The 19,113-nt window shown below is 36.7% G+C and carries 15 protein-coding genes; 1 reads left to right on the top strand and 14 read right to left on the bottom strand.

From position 1 onward, the window contains the following. Positions 1–7: 7 nt before the first annotated feature. The gene (locus NB504_RS05175) at positions 8–1,324 is read left to right on the top strand and encodes an O-antigen ligase (RefSeq protein WP_017048002.1); all 1,317 of its coding nucleotides are present in this window, start codon (positions 8–10) and stop codon (positions 1,322–1,324) included. 166 nt (positions 1,325–1,490) lie between these two features. On the opposite strand, the gene NB504_RS05170 is transcribed toward NB504_RS05175, so the two are convergent. The 14 genes from NB504_RS05170 to NB504_RS05105 all read right to left on the bottom strand — a co-directional run bounded on the left by NB504_RS05170 (position 1,491) and on the right by NB504_RS05105 (position 18,986). Next, complete coding sequence (locus tag NB504_RS05170) at positions 1,491–4,361, bottom strand: beta-prism lectin domain-containing protein (protein ID WP_194661772.1); 2,871 nt, start codon at positions 4,359–4,361, stop codon at positions 1,491–1,493. A 363-nt stretch (positions 4,362–4,724) separates the two neighbouring features. Then, positions 4,725–5,453 carry a WecB/TagA/CpsF family glycosyltransferase gene (locus NB504_RS05165; protein ID WP_013857356.1) on the bottom strand — a complete coding sequence of 243 codons (729 nt, stop codon included), beginning with the start codon at positions 5,451–5,453 and terminating at the stop codon, positions 4,725–4,727. Positions 5,454–5,490: 37 nt separating this feature from the next. After that, positions 5,491–6,663: an aspartate-semialdehyde dehydrogenase gene (locus NB504_RS05160; RefSeq protein WP_258428417.1), complete on the bottom strand. Its 1,173-nt coding sequence runs from the start codon at positions 6,661–6,663 to the stop codon at positions 5,491–5,493. After that, the gene (locus NB504_RS05155; RefSeq protein ID WP_096036184.1) at positions 6,660–7,112 is read right to left on the bottom strand and encodes a serine O-acetyltransferase; all 453 of its coding nucleotides are present in this window, start codon (positions 7,110–7,112) and stop codon (positions 6,660–6,662) included. Before NB504_RS05155 ends, NB504_RS05160 begins: the two co-directional genes overlap by 4 nt. Next, positions 7,112–8,605 carry a hypothetical protein gene (locus NB504_RS05150; protein WP_064624721.1) on the bottom strand — a complete coding sequence of 498 codons (1,494 nt, stop codon included), beginning with the start codon at positions 8,603–8,605 and terminating at the stop codon, positions 7,112–7,114. Before NB504_RS05150 ends, NB504_RS05155 begins: the two co-directional genes overlap by 1 nt. A gap of 1 nt (position 8,606) precedes the next feature. Beyond that, on the bottom strand, positions 8,607–9,929 hold the full coding sequence (locus tag NB504_RS05145) for a phenylacetate--CoA ligase family protein (protein ID WP_064624719.1): 1,323 nt from the start codon (positions 9,927–9,929) through the stop codon (positions 8,607–8,609). After that, a complete protein-coding gene (locus tag NB504_RS05140) occupies positions 9,922–11,073 on the bottom strand; it encodes a glycosyltransferase family 4 protein (RefSeq protein WP_064624716.1) in 1,152 nt (383 codons plus the stop codon). The genes NB504_RS05145 and NB504_RS05140 overlap by 8 nt, the downstream gene beginning before the upstream one ends. Then, positions 11,066–12,265 carry an O-antigen ligase gene (locus NB504_RS05135; RefSeq protein WP_019280860.1) on the bottom strand — a complete coding sequence of 400 codons (1,200 nt, stop codon included), beginning with the start codon at positions 12,263–12,265 and terminating at the stop codon, positions 11,066–11,068. Before NB504_RS05135 ends, NB504_RS05140 begins: the two co-directional genes overlap by 8 nt. Further along, positions 12,255–13,484 carry a lipopolysaccharide biosynthesis protein gene (locus tag NB504_RS05130; protein WP_064624714.1) on the bottom strand — a complete coding sequence of 410 codons (1,230 nt, stop codon included), beginning with the start codon at positions 13,482–13,484 and terminating at the stop codon, positions 12,255–12,257. Before NB504_RS05130 ends, NB504_RS05135 begins: the two co-directional genes overlap by 11 nt. Next, entirely contained in the window at positions 13,474–14,394 is a 921-nt protein-coding gene (locus NB504_RS05125; RefSeq protein WP_258428416.1) for a glycosyltransferase family 2 protein, read from the bottom strand. Before NB504_RS05125 ends, NB504_RS05130 begins: the two co-directional genes overlap by 11 nt. 45 nt (positions 14,395–14,439) lie before the next feature. Further along, on the bottom strand, positions 14,440–15,771 hold the full coding sequence (locus NB504_RS05120) for a UDP-glucose/GDP-mannose dehydrogenase family protein (protein ID WP_013857366.1): 1,332 nt from the start codon (positions 15,769–15,771) through the stop codon (positions 14,440–14,442). 11 nt (positions 15,772–15,782) lie between these two features. Continuing rightward, complete coding sequence (vpsB, locus tag NB504_RS05115; protein WP_258428415.1) at positions 15,783–17,021, bottom strand: UDP-N-acetyl-D-mannosamine dehydrogenase VpsB; 1,239 nt, start codon at positions 17,019–17,021, stop codon at positions 15,783–15,785. A gap of 17 nt (positions 17,022–17,038) precedes the next feature. Beyond that, positions 17,039–18,157 carry a non-hydrolyzing UDP-N-acetylglucosamine 2-epimerase gene (gene wecB, locus NB504_RS05110; protein WP_081265467.1) on the bottom strand — a complete coding sequence of 373 codons (1,119 nt, stop codon included), beginning with the start codon at positions 18,155–18,157 and terminating at the stop codon, positions 17,039–17,041. Between the two features lie 301 nt (positions 18,158–18,458). After that, a complete protein-coding gene (locus NB504_RS05105; protein WP_013857370.1) occupies positions 18,459–18,986 on the bottom strand; it encodes a low molecular weight protein-tyrosine-phosphatase in 528 nt (175 codons plus the stop codon). Between the last annotated feature and the right edge of the window lie 127 nt (positions 18,987–19,113).

Raw genomic sequence — 19,113 nt, 5'->3', positions numbered from 1 at the left:
TAATAGTATGCGTCTAATAGAAAAATCCATTTTCCCAATATTTCTCATTTTTGTATTTTGGCTGCCCATACCTTTAGGTAGTAATCGCCCATTAGCATGGTCATTCAATGAAATCTGGATTGCATTGCTGCTTATTGCCTGTTTATTCAACTACTCTTTTGAGCATTGGAAAAACTGTCTGATAAGGGGAAAATTAGTCATCATTCCCATCGCACTTATCACTTGCTGGTCATTCATCCAAAGTATTCCACAACTTGGTATAACTCAGGATCCTAGTTTAGTCTTTGTCTCTGCAATCAAATCGCTCCACTATTTCCAGTTTTGTCTTATTGCTCTTGTCCTCATCGATACACCTAAAAAATTAAAACTTCTCGCAGTAGTCATGGTTAGCAGTGGAATTTGCCAAGGCTTTTACGCTGGCGTGATTTTGCTACTCAACCTAGATCATTCGATAATTTTCAAGCTGCCACTAGGAAATAGAGCCTCCGGAAGCTTTGTCTATCATAATCATCTGGCAAACTTCTTGATGCTGAATCTCTGCATTGGATTTGGCTTATTAATTGCAAAACTCGATAGCTCACACAAAACCGGATTTAGAAATATCACTAAACAGTTTTTAGCCGTGTTGCTGTCTGATAAAGCCTTTGTACGTTTAGGGCTCGTGATCATGGTGATTGCATTAGTCTTAACACGCTCAAGAATGGGAAATATGGCTTTCTTTATCGCCTTAACCGTAGGTTGTGTGCTGTTGCTATTGTTTTACAAACCGAAACCCAAAAGTGTTTATGTGCTTATAATCAGTTTATTCATCATTGATACGTTCATCGTGAGCCAATGGTTTGGATTGGAGAAAGTCAAACAACGTCTTATTGAAACTAGCTTGGAAAGTGAATCAAGAGATGATGTTGTCAGATATTCCCTAGTTGCAATACAAGAAAGGCCTCTGACTGGCTTTGGGGCTGGTACTTTCTACTCCACTTTTCCTTCCTACAATCAAGGAAAAGTAAAACTGTTTTACGATCATGCTCATAATGACTACATCCAATTCACCTTAGAATCAGGCCTTGTCATGGTTTCGATATTAGGTGTAATGATCTTAGTCGCCGCCCAACGCGCATTTTATGCGTTTAAAAACCGCAGAAATAGATTGATGAAAGGCATCGGATTATCATCCATGATGGCTATTATTGGTATGTTGATACACATGAGTGTTGATTTCCCACTTCAAGCTCCCGCAACAACACTTTATTTCTTGCTGTGTTTATTGATGGGACACTGGTCAAATTCAATGCCGAGTCTGGTCACTCGTTCAAAATATTCCTGATATATAAAAATGACTTTAAGTTGCAGGTAAACGAATGTATCCAACACCGCGCAGCTTCAAGTAGGAATGGTATACGTCCAGAGCAATCCCTACTCCATATCTGGTTAATAAAAAATCCCTCGATTATCTCGAGGGATTTTCAATTATTGAATTAAAACGATATCAGTTAATCGAATACAAACTGCAAGCCTTCAACTAACCAGCCACCAGTCCAAACATTGATCTGCTTGATGCGTTTACCTTGCGGCACAGTGTACGTTTCAACTTTTTTGTTGCTCGCATAGTAGGTTGACCCCAATAACACGCTAGAGCCATCCTTCATCGTGAACTTAATCGCCACTATGTGGTAACCACCCCAGTTATAAAGACCAGAGGTAACTTCCACGGATTGCAATTGATCAAGAGCAATCGGTGCTCTTAGCACACCACCGTTAGTACCTTGTACCGGGCCGCCCACCAAGTTATTGACCGTCGTGCCGATCGCATCGATCGCAAAACCAGAACGCAGATACATCTGGTTATCCGCCGTCACTACACGTTGTGATTGCTGAGTATTTGAGTAACCAAAAATTGGAGACTCACCACCCACCGTTGCACGTAATGTACTCGAACGGTATGTATTATGGCTCAACCAACTTGGTGTCGCATTTGTAGGCACTACACCATCTTGAGTAACATTCGTCAGATGGAAAGCATGCTGGTTCCAGATGCGAGTTGCATTCTTCCAAGGTTTTGCACTGTCCGCCGATTCATAAACAAACACACCATGGTTAACGACATAGTTTTTATCAAAATCATTCGCAACAACAATCAGCTCTGCGTTGTTATCCCCCGCAAGATCAACAACAATCGGGTACTCCCACAAGGTTGAGGTCGAATGCGCGAAAGAGGCTCTTTCCTGGCCCGTTCGTCCATCAAGAATTCGCACTCTGGCATGATCCTGAACAATAACTTCATCAATACCATCGCCATCAAAATCGTAAGCAGAAACACCAATTTTACCACTGCCAGTATCATCGTTAGCAGCAGACCAGACGCGATCACCTTTACTGTTGTACATATCCACAGCAGTATATCCAGCGTAAACAATGCCTTTCACATCAATATCATTAGAGCCACTACGAGAAGCCAATTCAAATTGCAAACCATCAACTAACCACCCCTCAGTCCACACTTTGATACTCTTAATTTGGCTATCGGCTGGCACATTAAAACTCTCGGTCTGCTTAGAATACGCGTACTTTTTCGACCCCATCCTAATAATACTGCTATTACTCATTCTGAAATCGAGCGCAACGACATGATAACCACCCCAATAATACTTACCCCAAGTAACATCAACAGATTTGACGTCTTTGATATTGACTGGTTGGCTAAGGTTACCACCACGGCCACCAATAAGTGATTGAGCTGAGCTCCCCACAGCATCAATCGCTAAACCAGAGCGTACTGATAATTTAGCATCCGATGTGATAGTAATCGTCGATGGATTAGTATGAGAACGATATCCATAGACTTTTGACCATTCATTGTTTTCGATAACTTTGGCTTTACCTAAGAAATTAGAAACAGCTTGTACGCCACCACCTGGATTTGTACTGTTATTCACTTCCCACTTTACGGTACCGTCGTGTTCTAAAACAGCAAATCGTGCATTTTCGCCTGTTGCGAAAGCTGCCGGGACCGAAGCCACAATTTCTGGACGCTCATCGTTATCCAAATTAACGAGCGATGAAAACCACACCATATCATTGGCTAGATACTGCCAATTGACGGCACCACTGTTTTGGTACATTACACCACCAGAAAAGACCTCTTGCGAATTATCGCCATCGATATCCACATTAATAGAAGATGGGGCCCAAGGATGACTAAATACAAGACCTGACTCGTAATTATAAACGCCATCTGAAGATAGAATCTCGACACTACCGTCCCCATCAAGATCTGCGAGGGTTATAGAGCCAACTGAACGGCCTCCAGTTTGTGCTTTGAGAATCTGTTTCTTTACATGACCGTTGTTATCCAAAATATTTAAATAGGGGCTAGATGTATTGGTTGTAACGATTTCAACTACACCATCACCATCTAAATCAGCGACAGCTGGTGAATATCTTGCGTCAGCAATGGCTTCACCTTGCTCATAAGACCACAACTCCGAGCCATCAACACCGCTTAAAGCTCGAACTAGGCCTCCGTTAACATACTTGCTCCCTTCAAACGTCACAACGATAAGGTCAGCAATGTCTTTTTCATCAATATTACCATCGCCATTATCATCATTCAGTTGAGCAACAACTGGAGTCGCCATCACTTGATTCGATAATGGCTTAAAGCCACCGCCTTGCCATGACCATTTCAACTGCGTGCTAATGGTGTCAGAAGGTACATCAAATGACACAACTCGCATAGAACGAGGGTGTGAAAAATCAAGGAGTTCACCATTGTAAGCTTTCACTGATTTCAGTTGTGCATTAGATGTATTACCACCGAAAACAGCTAAACGGTTATAGGACAAATTATCCCAATCACTAAGTATCACTCCAAGACCTTCTGGAGCGACTATATCGACAGCATGTCCATAGATATAGGAAGGGAGCGAATAACCAGAACGCTCACCTTCTTTAAGACAAAAACGCTCACCATTTTCACGGCTCACGATACAAGCTTCAGGATAAAGTTCCGATGCAAGGACACGCATGGAACGAGGATGAGAAAAATCTAGAGCCTGCCCGTTCAATGCTTTAACATTTTTTAACTCACTGTTATCAGTATAATGGTCAAAAACTGCCAAGCGATTGTAAGATAAATTATCCCAGTCACTGAGCATCACTGAAACACCACTAGGTGCTAAAACATCAACTTGATGATTATAAATCCAAGATGGTAGCGAATATTCTGAACGCTGCCCTATATTTAGGCAGTACTTATCTCCGGTTTTCCGGCTAATAATGCAACCTTCCTGATCTGCAGCTTGAACCATTGAGCCACCCAATGAGATCATTCCTACAGCGAAAACCAAATATTTTATTGTCATGAAAAAGTTTCCCTCTACTAAATATGCATACCTTCCCAACCAAACTGCGTTCGATAGGCTAAAAGTACGGTTAGCAAGGCCAGCATAATGCAGATACCTTGCGAACATGGATAAGGTGACATAATTATCAGTAGACGTGCATCTTATTACAACGACACTTCGATGAGATACAGACTCAAATATGAGACGAATCAAATATGAGACAAATTTCTCTTATAAAATTTCATTTTAAGAAATGCCACTCTAGCCACTCTAGACACTCTAGCCACTCTAGCCACTCTATTAGTCACAACTAGAAAAGCGCTAGTAAAAAACTTTACAAAAATCAACCATAGTTAAAATAGAAACAAATACAAATTCATCCTATAAAAATTTTTCTTTCAATAATAAAAATAAAAATTTGCTATTAGTAACAAGATATCTCTTCCACATTCTTCTAGGCTCTTGAATGATACGGTATAACCATTCCAAACCAGAATTTTGCATCCAAACTGGGGCTCGATTTACTTTGCCAGCAACAACATCAAATGTCCCACCGACTCCCATAACGAAGTTAACACCTAGTTCATCTTTCCATTTATTAATAAAATTTTCCTTTTTTGGTGAAGTAATTGCTACGAATAAAAGCTTAGCTCCCGATTCCTTAACTTTATTTACAACAAACTCTTCATTATCCCAAAAATATCCGTCATGGTAACCAGCAATAATCAATTCTGGATAAAGTCTTTTAACCTTATCCGCAGTCTGAGTGACCACGTCAGATGTTGCTCCAAGTAAAAACACTGGGAAGTCTCGTCCAGCACTCATTTCTAATAAATTGTAAAATAGATCAACACCAGCTACTCGCTCAGGAACATTATGCCCCATAAATCGAGCACCAAAAACGACTCCCATTCCATCAATATTAATTAAGTCGCATCCCTTGACTGAATCAGATAACGTAGGATCGGTCTGCATATTTACTAGCTTAGCCACATTAACTACAACATGTTGTAAAAAAACACCTTCGCTTATCTTATTCTCAATGAATGATACTGTCTCGGACATTGTAGCAATATCCATAGGAGATCCCAAAAATTCTATACGTTTCATCTAATTAATGACCGCCATGTGTAATAAAATTATCAATTCAATTTTTATTCAAAAAAATATAACGTTGATAATATGAGAACGAATAATAAACCCATGCTTTTGTCCAGCGAATATAATCAATTTTATTTGTATAATATTGATTCTTCTGATAAACAAATCTCCGCTTATTCTTTAAGTATAATATTTCAATAGCATTACTTATTATTCTATCGGCCATAATTAAGTCATCAGCCGTACCACCAACTTTAAGCAGAGTAAGCACAGCCTGAGATACGCTATGCATATCAAGAGGATAGCGGTTATTATGGTAATACTTAGCAGTACCATCTGCTTCAAAAAATTGGGTTTTATAAAATTTAAAGCCAAGTTCAATACTTGATTTAAACTCATCCGTACTTAAAGAATCAGCCAATAGAGTTAGGGCTTCTAAGTTGTACCCCGTATGGAAAGAGTCGATAAACTGATGGTGGTGTCTTGTACCATAGACCCAAGAACCCTCATAACTTTGAGCTAAAACTGATTGTCTTGCAACAGCTAAGGACAATTTCTTATACTGGCTATTACCTGTAATACTAGCAATTTTTGCGACCCAAGCGGCACCCCATAAACTGGCGTTGTATACTAGTGCGGTCTCTCCTGGGATGTAAGAGAAAAAACATTCACCATCTAGTTCTGTGTAGAGATGTTTAACTATAAAATTCGCAGAATCAATTGCTGGCTCACGATATTTATCACTATTAATAATCTCCCCCAACGCCCAAAGTGCTTGTGCAACATAGACAGTCGTGATTACATTAGGTTTACCTTTTGGCACAAAGAATGCGCGTGCATTCCAATCAAAATGATAACCCCAGCAGCTGTGCCCCCACAAAGTTCTATCACTCTGCTGTGTTAACAACCAATTAGCCAACTCTACCGCTTCATCTAGGTAACTCTGCTCATTTGTTGACTGATAGTTTTCTAATAAGCCTAAAATAAATAACCCAATCCCTTTAGGATTTCGCTTGTCAGGAACAAAGAATACTGTTCTAAAATTAATGGCAGAGCGCTTATGAAGTTGAGTCCAAAATAAACCAAGTAAGCCCGTTTTGGCTCTAGGAAAAAAATAAAAAAATTTACTATTTAACCCATCAAAAGGATCCTTTCCAGCATAATCATTAATTTTTGCATCTCTTAATAAAGAAGAGACGATATCTTCCACACTAATCAAAGTAGGTCACCTAATTCTTGCCAAATAGAATGTTCAATCATCTTCACAACCTTAGCCGGAGAACCCGCAACTATTGAGTTATCTGGAATGCTATTAATAACAACAGCGTTTGCTCCAATTATTATATTATTTCCAACTTTTATGTCACCCAAAATCCTTGCGCCAGCACCAATATATACATCATTTCCTATCTCTGGACATGACTCTTTTAGCTTTCTTCCTATTGTAATACCCTGGCCTAAGCAAACATTATTACCAATAATCGATTTTTTATGAATGACACATCCTATCCCTCCATACATAAAACGGGAATTTTTCCCTATTTTCACAGAAGCTGGGACAACGGAATTAAATAGTAAAAAAGAAATAATTTTTATAACATTTGGGATCAATGGAATTCGATTCACGTATGCCCAGTGAGATATACGATAAAAATATATCAAATTCATCACGCCACCTTATTCCCAATAATATTTTTCGTTATATACCTATATCGTTCAATAATATTAAATAACAATCCTGATTTTATATAATCAACAATTTTCCCTTTAAAGTTTCTAGGAGGATTTATTGGTATACAACTAATTTCTGGTGCTAGATAGTGAATGATTTCTTTAAATAAAATATTGTTATAGTATTTTGTATATTTGTATGGCAAGCAAATCATACGTTCAATAATGTAGTGTGTAGCAAATGGATTGACTTCCTCAAATGCTATATCTGACTCAGAATTACCAACTGCCCCCCAGTTACCTAGTTTTTGTTCAATGTAATATAATGAGTTCTTGGGATAAGAGCTAGCATATAAATGTTCTTTACAACCAGCTAACCATAAATTTGTCTGAAAATTGGAGAAGCGTGAATTTACACACTGATATTTAAAACACAAATAATTACTCTCGATATTTTCTTTAGGTGTACCATATACAGATCGACCAAATTCCCCGACGCCGCAAACGTTGATATGTTCAGGCAAGATTATAGAATAGTTATAGACTTCTGGGAGCCGTTTTTCAGTAGCGTAAAAAACAGAATTGGAATATTCATTTTTAAATGAATCAGGTATTTTATCCACATCTAAAAAATCAGTATGGATCGTATATTTCACTCCAAGTGTATCACAAATCCTCTTACCGATGACAATATCCGGATGATCGTCATTTAAATTTTTCAACTTATCAATAAAGTAATAGCATCTATGTTTAATTTCTTTTGTAGCAGCGGCCATCACCCTAGAATCATTACCTGCTGTAACAGCGATTGATAATGGTGATACTTCAGAAAAAGCTTTTAAAATGGCTTTAAGTTCTTCTGCAACTTCTGTCACAACCTGATTAATATCATGGTACTTAAATTCAACTTGAGGCCAATAACGAACAACTTTCATATCTCTAATACTTAAAGCATGGTTAGGAAGTACTTTTTCTATCTCATTAAAGATAGTTTCATGCCCGATCCAAGCATTACCATTTCCTTTTTTTGGAAAGACTTCCTTATAAAATTTATAGGCTTCTTCATTATGTGTAAGCTTAATACTTTGATATTGCAAGAGACTAATGTCTGTCGCTACCAAACCGTAACTACTAGAAAAATTAATTTGCGCAAGTGATGTTGCATCAGCTCTTAACATATCAACTTTACTATCACTATAAAATAAATAGTATCTTCCACAGCACCTCGATAGAGATTTATTGATGATTGGAAAACTTATATCTGAATTGTCAAGTTCATTAACAATAATCCTTAAGTCAAATGAATCAAACTGTGGATGTACTATCTCACCTACAATTAATAGGGAGAAAAATCTACCTATGTACTGGTATACTTTATTATGACTATCAAAATAAATTGAATACTTAGTAAAATCAATACATCTGAATGTACTGGGGACAGAAACTTCAACATTCGATGCGTCACTTACAAGAATTTGTCTTTTAAACATTTTAAGGTTCCAACTCTAAAATCGCTTGCCTAAATTTTCCATTTTTTGTTCTTGGAATGGATGAAACTTTCTTAACAAGAACACGCATATCTTCTCCAAAATATGTTTTAATATTTTTTTCTAGAATTTTTTCTGATTGTTGATCATATCGACGATCAACAACAACTAAAGCTATTATTTCATCTATTCTTTTTTGCTTAAGCTGAAGCTCAACCAAACCACACACATTTTTTGGGATATGGTTAAAAATAAGCACCTTACGCCCTGAAGTTGACAGTAGAAACTCACCTTCTCTACCTTGAATACTTTTAATTGTTAAAAATGGAAGACCACATTCACATTGATTGAATTCGGAACTAACACCAGAGAATATGTCTTCTGTGTTATACCTAATTAATGGCATTTTAGAGTTATGGAATCCCGTCGCAATTAATTTATCATCAGAAAACTCATAATAGCCATAGTCTTCAATTAAATGCATCTTACCGTATTTACACGTACCTGCCGTTGCCACCCTTTCACTCAATCCATACCAACTAAAAACCTTACAATTAAAAACGCGTTCGATTACTAGTTTCTGATTATCAGAACAAGATTCCGATGAAAGGACAATCCCTTTAATTTTTAGGTTTACTGCTAACCCTAATGACTCAATTAAATTAGCAAACAGAAATATTGCAGATGGATAAGCTTGAATTATTTTTGGTTTATAATTATGTAATTGCTCTAAATATTGTCGAACTGTTTCCTCGCTCAGATGATATACAGACATCATTAACATTTTATCAATCCTGTTGTGACGCCAATAAGGTGAGGTATTTTGCTCTAGAGGAACAATAAGATCAGCTCGTAACCAGACTCGCTTATCACCTGGAAGATAACCAGCCCATGTCAATTGTCGATGACTTTGAGCATGATCTTCTATAATCGCGGATAATCCGGAATAGAGGTTTAGTGGCTTACCTGTCGTACCTCCAGTCTGAGACTTAAAAGTATAAGAAAATTTTTTAGAATCATTTAGAAATGCACAGGGAGCGATACGAATATCTTCCTTACCAATGAGCGGAAAATCATCAATATTAGATGATTTTACATTTTTATAAAAGGAAACGTGTTCCTTAGCCTGATCTAATGTTATCTTTAATAGGCTTCTTTGTTGCTCAAGCAATTTCTCTCTAGAGATATATTGGTTACTATGTAATTCTTTTATTCTTTTTTTAAACAACCAATTTTCTCTCAATAATTTAAATATAATCGATTTAATGTTAATCATCAGTTCTTGCAGAAAAATAGGTGACTTTTTATAAAGTGAGCTTTTATACATTTCTATCTAAACCTAAGGCTAAAGACATTGCAAGAATCTGATTATTTATACTGGCTTCATTATGAACTGTATTTAACGCCTCTTTAGACATTCTATTTTTAAGCTGAAAATCATTCCCTTTCTCTTCAATAAACGCAGTCCAAGCACTTAAATCTTTCTCTTTGAATAATACTCCATTAACATTTTGCTTCAAAAAATTTATTTCAGGACTGTGGAACGAAATGTCCTCACTTAGCAGTGGTAAACCAGCGCTAAATGCATGTACAATGGCTAATCCTACATAGCCAGGCATTACAAACCAATCAGCACTTTTAAATATTATTGCAAGCCGATCTTCATCAAAAACCTCACCTAAAAACAATGCATGTATACCAAAACATTTACATAATTCTTGCCAGCTTTCTCTCATCTCTCCATCACCGACAACAACCAGTGCTACTGAATCTTTATTCTTTGCTTTTCCCAAAGCATTAATAAAGTTTTCTAACCGTTTGCCAGATCTAAAACGACCTGAAAAAAGATATACAGTTTTATTTTCTATGTTATTGTCCGATTTGAATTTATTAATGTCTTCTTCTTTTATAGGAAGATAGCTATTGATTAACTTTTCTGTATTAAGCGTATTTGGAGCAACAAATATCTTTTCCTTATCAATTCCTTTATCGACAAGGTATTCTTTCCCTGGTTCAGAAAACACGATAATGGCATTTGCTTGCTTTAAACATTTATTTATCACAGAGACTCTAATCTTATTTAAAAAACCATTTAATCCACTATCTGGTCTGCGGCAATGGTCGTATCCATGCGTCCAATAAACAAGCTTTGTTTTTGTTATTTTACAAAATAGAGATAAGCTTAGCTCGGTTAGGTTTGAACTATTAGGAAGAGCTAGAATCACATCCGGTTTATATTGGATTATATATTTATAAGCATAAGGCAATAGATTAATACGTTTAGACCATTTTAATATATCTGTGCTGCATATATAGTTTAAGTTTGCACATGGCTTTATATAATCTTTAATTTCACCGTCAGTTATTACATCAATTTTACAGTAATAGTTAAGCGTTAATTTAGTGAGAACTTCATTTCTATATCTTTGCCAACTTGCATCTTTTGATAAAAACAAAACATTTCTATTCATTAATTATTTTCCTATGGCATATTGAAGAAAGATAGATAAGAACATAAAGCACCCATAATAAATTATTACTTCTAAAGAAATCTGTTTCCATAAAAGAATGAATGATCAAAAAAAACAATATTGCTATGAATAAATAATTAGATCGAGTTATTTCAAATATGGAATGAATGACAAATGCAATAAATATTGGCACACCAATATAACCTAACATTATCCAAATATCTAAGTAAGTATTATGTGATTGATTTAACTTTGTAATAAAGAAATCAAAATCCCCACCATATAACACGCTAAGTCCAGCATCACCAACTCCCCAAAAAGAACGATAACCAAAACCTAGCCATTTATAATCATTCATCTCGAATATCACAAAGTCCCATATTATAGCTCTACCAGTAAAATCAAGCCCATAATCAGACAATATACTCGTATCAACTAAAAGGAGGGCTAAAAAAACAAAACCAGAAGTAAAAAATATAGATAAAATGACATTTTTCGCTTTTAACCACTGGTAATTAATCAGCATATATATGAAGATTGAAGATGATATCACTAGCGCTAACGATGTCTTGGATTTTGATATTATAAGCAAAACAAAAACAGTAAATAACAAATATAAATTTAATTTATTCTTATTTTTATTAATGAAAATATCATACATAACTATCAATAAAGATAGAGCATAAATATACCCTGCAGTATTTTTGTGTCCATGTATCGCTCTAAATCCAATATCTTGCCAAGCAAAAGAGAATGGAATACTTAACACTCCAATAATAACAATAGCGATAGCAAAAAACTTTAGCACATTGAAGATATCATTAAAATCTAAATATCTTATCACCATCAAAATGAATGTGATTAAAAATATTTGTTGTAATAATCTAGTAAATGAAGTCAAAGGTATTTCAGACCAAAGGCATGATATAATTGAATACAGAACCAATATCCACAGAGGCCACGCTTTTATAATAATAATTTTAAAAAAATCCTTATTATTTTTAAACAAAAAAACAATAGAAATCATGAATGAAGACAACATAATAAGTCTATTAACCATATTAGATGATATTTCAATTTCAGACACAAAATCACTGTCACGAACAGCCAATGATGGAGAAAACACTCCTGCAGAATTTAATAAGAATACGAATAGCAGACCAGATATGAAATTCTTATAGCTAATTTGCATAGAATAGCCTTTTACTTATAATTTTATATTGTGAACAACAGAAATGAAGAAGCTCACCTATTAAGTATCCAACAATAATTCCAATGGCTCCATAATATGTTCCTAATATTGTTGAAGCGGCTACGCCTAAAGTAGAAACAATAACACCCATAACCGCTAAATATTTAAATTCCTCAGCTACATTTAATATATTACTGTTTGAAAATTTAAAGACTTGGACCATGCAGACAGAAAGCCAACAGCATAATAGATCAAATCTAACTTTAGTTTCAAATATCATTTCTATATAGTTAAAATTACTTAATACCAATATCGAATAAACAGTTATAAATAGAAACATTGATAATATAATCTTTACACTGACATTTTTAAGTATATTTTTGTCATTTTTATATAATTTAGCCCATCTAGGCTTTTCAGACATATAGATACCAGAAGCTACTAGATTTATTGGCATAACAATTAATCGAGCTATAGCTAAAACCGCTGTTGCTTCAACGCCAATAATGAGTGTAGCTAAATAGGTATAACTATTATTTTGTGCCCAAGTCGCTAACGAACCAACAGAAGACCAACGGCCTACACTCCATAAGTCATAATAAGATACTTTCATTTCACTTATTGTTGGTAGCCTAAATTTAAGTTTATAAGTAATAATTACTATTGATATAACACCCGATATTATAGACACTAAATATATATAATTAAGAGTCACATCACTTTCATTAAAGAACAAATACAATAAACCTAACATAGTAGTAAAAAGTGAAACAATAGCAGACAACACTATCGTGCCACGAAGCTCGAATACATAGTTATATACTCGATACAAATCTCTACTTAAATATAGAAAAAAAGAGCAGTACACCAAAAAAAACAATGAATTTTCAAATTCAAAATATTTGACCAAAAAGAATGCAGGTACAATAAGAGCCATATGAATAATATTAGCAAATACACACAGTGCATTACTCTTCCTGATTTTTATTTCATATTCAGAGATTTTTGCATATTTTACGGATAAGGTTGTATGGAAAAATGCATTTTGAAGCGTAGAGATCAGCATTAATCCTGAAAAAAAATTCATGTATACTGCATAGTCTTTAGGTCCTAACTCTCTAATAATAAAAAAAGATATTAAAAAATTAGCCGCACTTATTGTTGCTACATCAATCACGCCACACAATTGATAAAATAATTTTATTAATTTACTCACCATACATTTTAGTCTCTCTGCCAAACAATCCCTCAATTTGACCGAGCCTAGCAATGGAATTTACCAAAAAAATAGTTCCCTTTCTTTTCCCAGTGAAAGCAATAAGTGGAAGTGAAGCTAACACCCCAAATAGTCCAACTATTGATCTAGTGGTAATTATAATTGCTTTTTTATCTAGAGAATAATGATTTTTTCTTATTTTAGAAAAGGTTTGCCCTCCCCTCCTGCCTCTTTTTATAGCATACTGTAAATTAGCTCTATCAAGAGACAAATATTCGAAGACTTCAGTTTCATCGCACCAAGTCAGTTTTGCCCCATGTTGTTTACACCGATAGAAAAACTCAGAATCCTCTCCTCCAGACTGTCCAAATGCTCTATTGAATAGTCCGACTTTTTCTATTAATGCCATAGATACAAGAGCATTTCCTGTATTACCAGTAGAAAGTATAGTACCTGTTTTTTTTCTAACTCTTTCAAAGAGTTTAGAAACAATTACCCATTGAGATGTCTGTGGATAATAGCAAGTTATCACAGGACCAATCACAACATCTGTATCATACTGATTAAGCATCTTGGCTAAACTAATGAAGTAATTAGGTGAGATAGTTTCATCATCATCTAAAAAAAGAATGTAGTCTGATTCATTATCATTTGCGATTCCAATGCATTTATTACGCACATCAGATATATTCCTTGAAAACTCACAATGATAAATTACATTTATATTTTCATTATAAAATAGACTTGCAACTTCATTTGCACTTCGGTTTTCATCATTATCAACTATGGCTATAGTTAAGATAAATTCACTGGTATCATTTGCTTCAAATATTGAAACCAATAATTCCTTTAATTGTTCAGGGCGACGATAGGTACAGATCCCTATCGTTACCTTTTTTTTATTATTTGTCATTCCTATGACCTAAAATCTCTGTTCGAGAAGGTTTTTAAGTTGTATTTATGACAACTTATTCCTACCGATACTATAGTAAACAAAACCTTTTTTGGTCATCCGTATCGGATCAAATAGATTTCGGCCATCGAACAATACGGCTTGTTTTAATTGCTCTTTAATTTTGACAAAATCTGGAGCTTTAAAGCTTTGCCATTCAGTACAAATAATCAATGCATCGGCGTTTGTTAGTGCAGCTTCTTTTGTGCCCATAAGCATTAAATCCTCTCGGCTCCCATAAATGCGCTGAGTTTCCTCCATCGATTTTGGGTCATAGGCTTGTACTCTTGCTCCTGCCTCCCATAACTGCTGCATCAATACTCGACTCGGTGCTTCACGCATATCATCCGTATTTGGTTTAAAACTTAATCCCCAAATGGCGAATGTTTTTCCCGACAGATCAGGGCCAAACTCTTTTGTAATATATTCAAATAGTTTATGTTTCTGCGCATAATTCACCGCTTCTACGGCTTTGAGAATTTGAGACTCATATCCTATTTCATCGGCAGTGCGAACTAGCGCTTGTACATCTTTAGGAAAACACGATCCGCCATAGCCACAGCCAGGATAAATAAATTGAAAACCAATTCTGGAATCAGAACCGATCCCTTGACGAACTTGCTCTATGTTTGCACCCACCCGCTCAGCAATATTTGCCATTTCATTCATGAAACTAATTTTTGTGGCAAGCATACAATTCGCAGCATATTTAGTAAGTTCAGCACTTTTAATATCCATCACAATAACTTTTTCATGATTTCTATTAAAAGGAGCATAAAGCTCTCGCATTAACTCTTCGGCTTCTCTTGAGTCTGTACCAATCACTATTCGGTCAGGACGCTTACAATCATCAACCGCCGCACCTTCTTTTAAAAACTCTGGATTAGAGACGACGGAGAACGTTAATTTAGACCCTTTATTATCCAGTATAGCTTGGATAGTATTCCTAACTTTATCTGCAGTACCTACTGGCACGGTTGACTTATCAATAATAATTTTTGGTGATTGCATATATGTCGCAATCGTTTCAGCGACTTTAAGGACATACTTTAAATCCGCAGAGCCATCTTCATCTGGAGGAGTGCCAACCGCAATAAACTGCAAATCGCCAAAATCCACGCCAACTTTGGGATCGGTCGTAAAGCTAAGGCGTCCCTCTTGGTAGTTTTTCTCAACCAATGCGGTTAAACCTGGCTCGTAAATAGGAATAATGCCCTTTTTAAGATTTTCAACGCGGCTTTCGTCTATATCAACGCAGCAAATGTCATGGCCAGCATCGGCAAGGACAGCCGCTTGCACCAAGCCTACATATCCAATACCGTAAAATGTTACTTTCATCTTAATTCCTTTTATACAACACCACGAGTATCAATCACTACTTTCTTGGCAAACGCCGTTTTATCTGCTTCTTTAAAATCTCGGTGATCAACCAGCACCACAACGATATTGGCTAACTCTAAAGCACGCTCTAGCGAGACTAGCTCAACATCATGTTCTGTTAACTTACCCGGTAATTGGTGGATATTTGGCTCTACCGCTAGAATTTGTCCAATATTGTCTTGTGCTAAATGCAAAGTGATGTCTAAAGCTGGGCTTTCACGTAAATCATCAATATCGGCTTTAAAGGCCAAACCTAAGCAGGCAATGACTGGTTTTTTGAACTGATCTGCGGCTTGTTTTACCTGATCAACGACCCAGTGTGGTTTACCATCATTAACATGACGAGCAGCAGCAATCAGTTTTGCTTCTTCTGGGCAGCTGTTAACAATAAACCAAGGGTCAACTGCAATACAGTGCCCGCCAACACCTGGTCCTGGGTTTAATATGTTGACCCGAGGGTGGCGGTTGGCCAATTTAATTAATTCCCAAACATTGATTTTTAATTTCTCACAAATAAGGGAAAGTTCGTTCGCGAATGCAATATTGACGTCGCGAAAGGAGTTTTCTGTTAATTTCGCCATCTCCGCCGTACGAGAGTTGCTGATGATGCATTCGCCTTTAACAAAGGTTTTATACAGAGCCATCGCTTTCTCGCTACAAGATTTACTCATACCACCAATCACTCGGTCATTACTGACTAATTCTTGTAGTACATAACCCGGTAAAACTCGCTCTGGGCAATGCGCTACTTTAATGTCAGCCGTATCACCTTTATGCTGTGGGAAAGTTAAATCAGGACGAGCCTCTGCTAGCCATGCGGAAAGCTTTTCTGTCGCACCGACTGGGGAAGTACTTTCCAATACCACCAAGTTGCCTTTTTCCAATACTGGCGCAATAGCTTTAGCGGCCGCTTCGATATAGCTGAGATCAGGCTCGTGATTGTCACCTTTAAACGGCGTTGGTACCGCCACTAAAAAAGCATCAGCTGGTTCAGCTGTCACCGTTGCTTTTAGTTTGCCAGTCATCACTGCACTTCGAACTACGATATCTAAATCCGGTTCGACAATGTGAATTTCACCTTTGTTGATTGTATCGACAGCGTGTTGATTGACATCTACACCAATCACTTCAATACCACGCGAGGCAATAACGGCAGCCGTTGGCAGGCCGATATACCCTAAGCCAATCACAGAGACTTTACTAAACATCTTATTTTCCTTAAATCTTATCTTGCTAGAATGTCGGCGATACGTTGACAGGCTTTGCCATCACCGTATGGATTGTGTGCTTGACTCATGAGTTGGTAAGCGCGCTCATCACTAAGCAACTGGTCTAACTCTTCACAAATCAGCTGTGTGTTAGTCCCAACTAGTTTGACCGTACCCGCGCTTACCGCTTCAGGTCGTTCGGTGGTGTCTCTCATCACTAATACAGGCTTCCCTAGCGACGGTGCCTCTTCTTGGATACCACCGGAATCAGTTAAAATGATGTGTGCTCTGTCCATCAAATAGACAAAGGGCAAATACTGTTGTGGATCCACTAAGAAAATGTTTTCAATGCCTTTTAAAAGACGATTGACGGGCTCTTGAACATTCGGATTAAGATGTACCGGATAAAGAATTTGACAGTCAGGGTGACGCTTTGCTGTGATGGATAAGGCTTCACAAATACGCTCAAATCCATCACCAAAACTTTCACGGCGATGGCCTGTAACAAGAATGAGTTTTTTATTGTTATCAAGCATCGGAAACTGGTGTGCCAGCGTAGCATTGAGATCTTGCTCGTTGTGAATCTTGTTACGGATCATAAACAAGGCGTCAATGACGGTATTCCCAGTAATATGGATGTTCTCGAGGCAATAATTTTCATCCAATAAATTTTGTTGAGATGTTGCCGTTGGTGCGAAATGGTAGTGAGTCAATGCCCCCGTAAGCTTGCGGTTCGCTTCTTCAGGCCAAGGGGAATAAATATTGCCGGTGCGTAATCCAGCCTCAACGTGGCCGACTGCAATTTGCTGATAATAACAAGCAAGTGAAGTCGCAAACGTTGTAGCGGTATCGCCATGAACTAAGACGATGTTTGGTTGAAAGTCTTTTAGAACCGTTTCCATACCGTTCAAGATTTTAGTCGTTACTGTCGTCAGTGTTTGCCCTGGTTCCATGATATTAAGATCAAAATCGGGCACCACTTCAAACAACTCTAAAACCTGGTCAAGCATTTCCCTGTGCTGGCCAGTGACGCATACTTTTGTGTCGAAGCGGTTATCTTGTTTAAGCTGATGAACTAGAGGCGCCATTTTAATTGCTTCAGGTCGTGTACCAAACGCAATGAGTATTTTTTTCACTTTATTTATTTCCTTGGGCTAAACTAAACGACTGTTAAGAACAAACTGTTCAACGCTATTTCTTCAAAAAAGCAGATAAAAATGGTGAATAGCAACGGTTAAATACGCTACCGCCACTAGATGTCGCCTCTAGAATGCGCATTTTCTTCACATTTTTTTTGCTTTATGTATATAAGAGAAAACTTATTAACCACCCATATTTAATCACCTACTTACAAACTATGAGTAGAAATTAATTGCCAAACTGTTGCTTTGTTTTTTGGGGTAGGTAATCAAAAAGTCATATAAAACTTTCTATGTGCTACACACAAAGTTTCATTGCACTTTCCTTTAATTGATATTGTTTAGATATATGTTCGATGATCCCTTGGGCCCCGCTCTCTATCAGTTCCAAAACCCGTTCAAACATATGAATATTTCCTTTGTAAGGATCAGGGACTTCCGTGACACCGATGTGACTATGCGATAGAAACAGTGAAAGTTTCTCTTTATGTTTAGCAGGACAAATGTCAATCAGATCCGCTAAGTTGGCTTTATCTAAGGCAAAAATAAGATCAAATTTTTCGAAATCCTCAGAACAAACCTGCCTTGCTCTTAAATTTGACATTGAATAGCCACGCTGCTCAGCGACAGATATTGCTTTGGGATCTGGTTTTCGGCCCACTTGATAATTCACAGTACCAGCGCTTTCAACAAATAAATTAATTCCATGTTGTTGCGCTTTTTGGCTCAAAACAGCTTCAGAAAGCGGTGAACGGCATATATTTCCCATGCATACGATGAGGATAGAGAGTTTTTTATTTTCCATGGCCATTACTGATGCATTCACTTCATTTTGTCTCTGTATTAAAGAGGTGGATAGAGTATCGCAAGGCGCATTGCAATGGGTGTCTCAAAATTGAGTCTATCTATAATTAATACCTAAGATTTAAATAGGAAAAATGAACTGGCTATTT

Source organism: Vibrio sp. RM-69-4 (genome assembly GCF_024743775.1).
Classification (GTDB): Bacteria; Pseudomonadota; Gammaproteobacteria; order Enterobacterales; family Vibrionaceae; genus Vibrio; species Vibrio anguillarum.
This window is presented reverse-complemented; position numbering and strand designations above follow the sequence as displayed.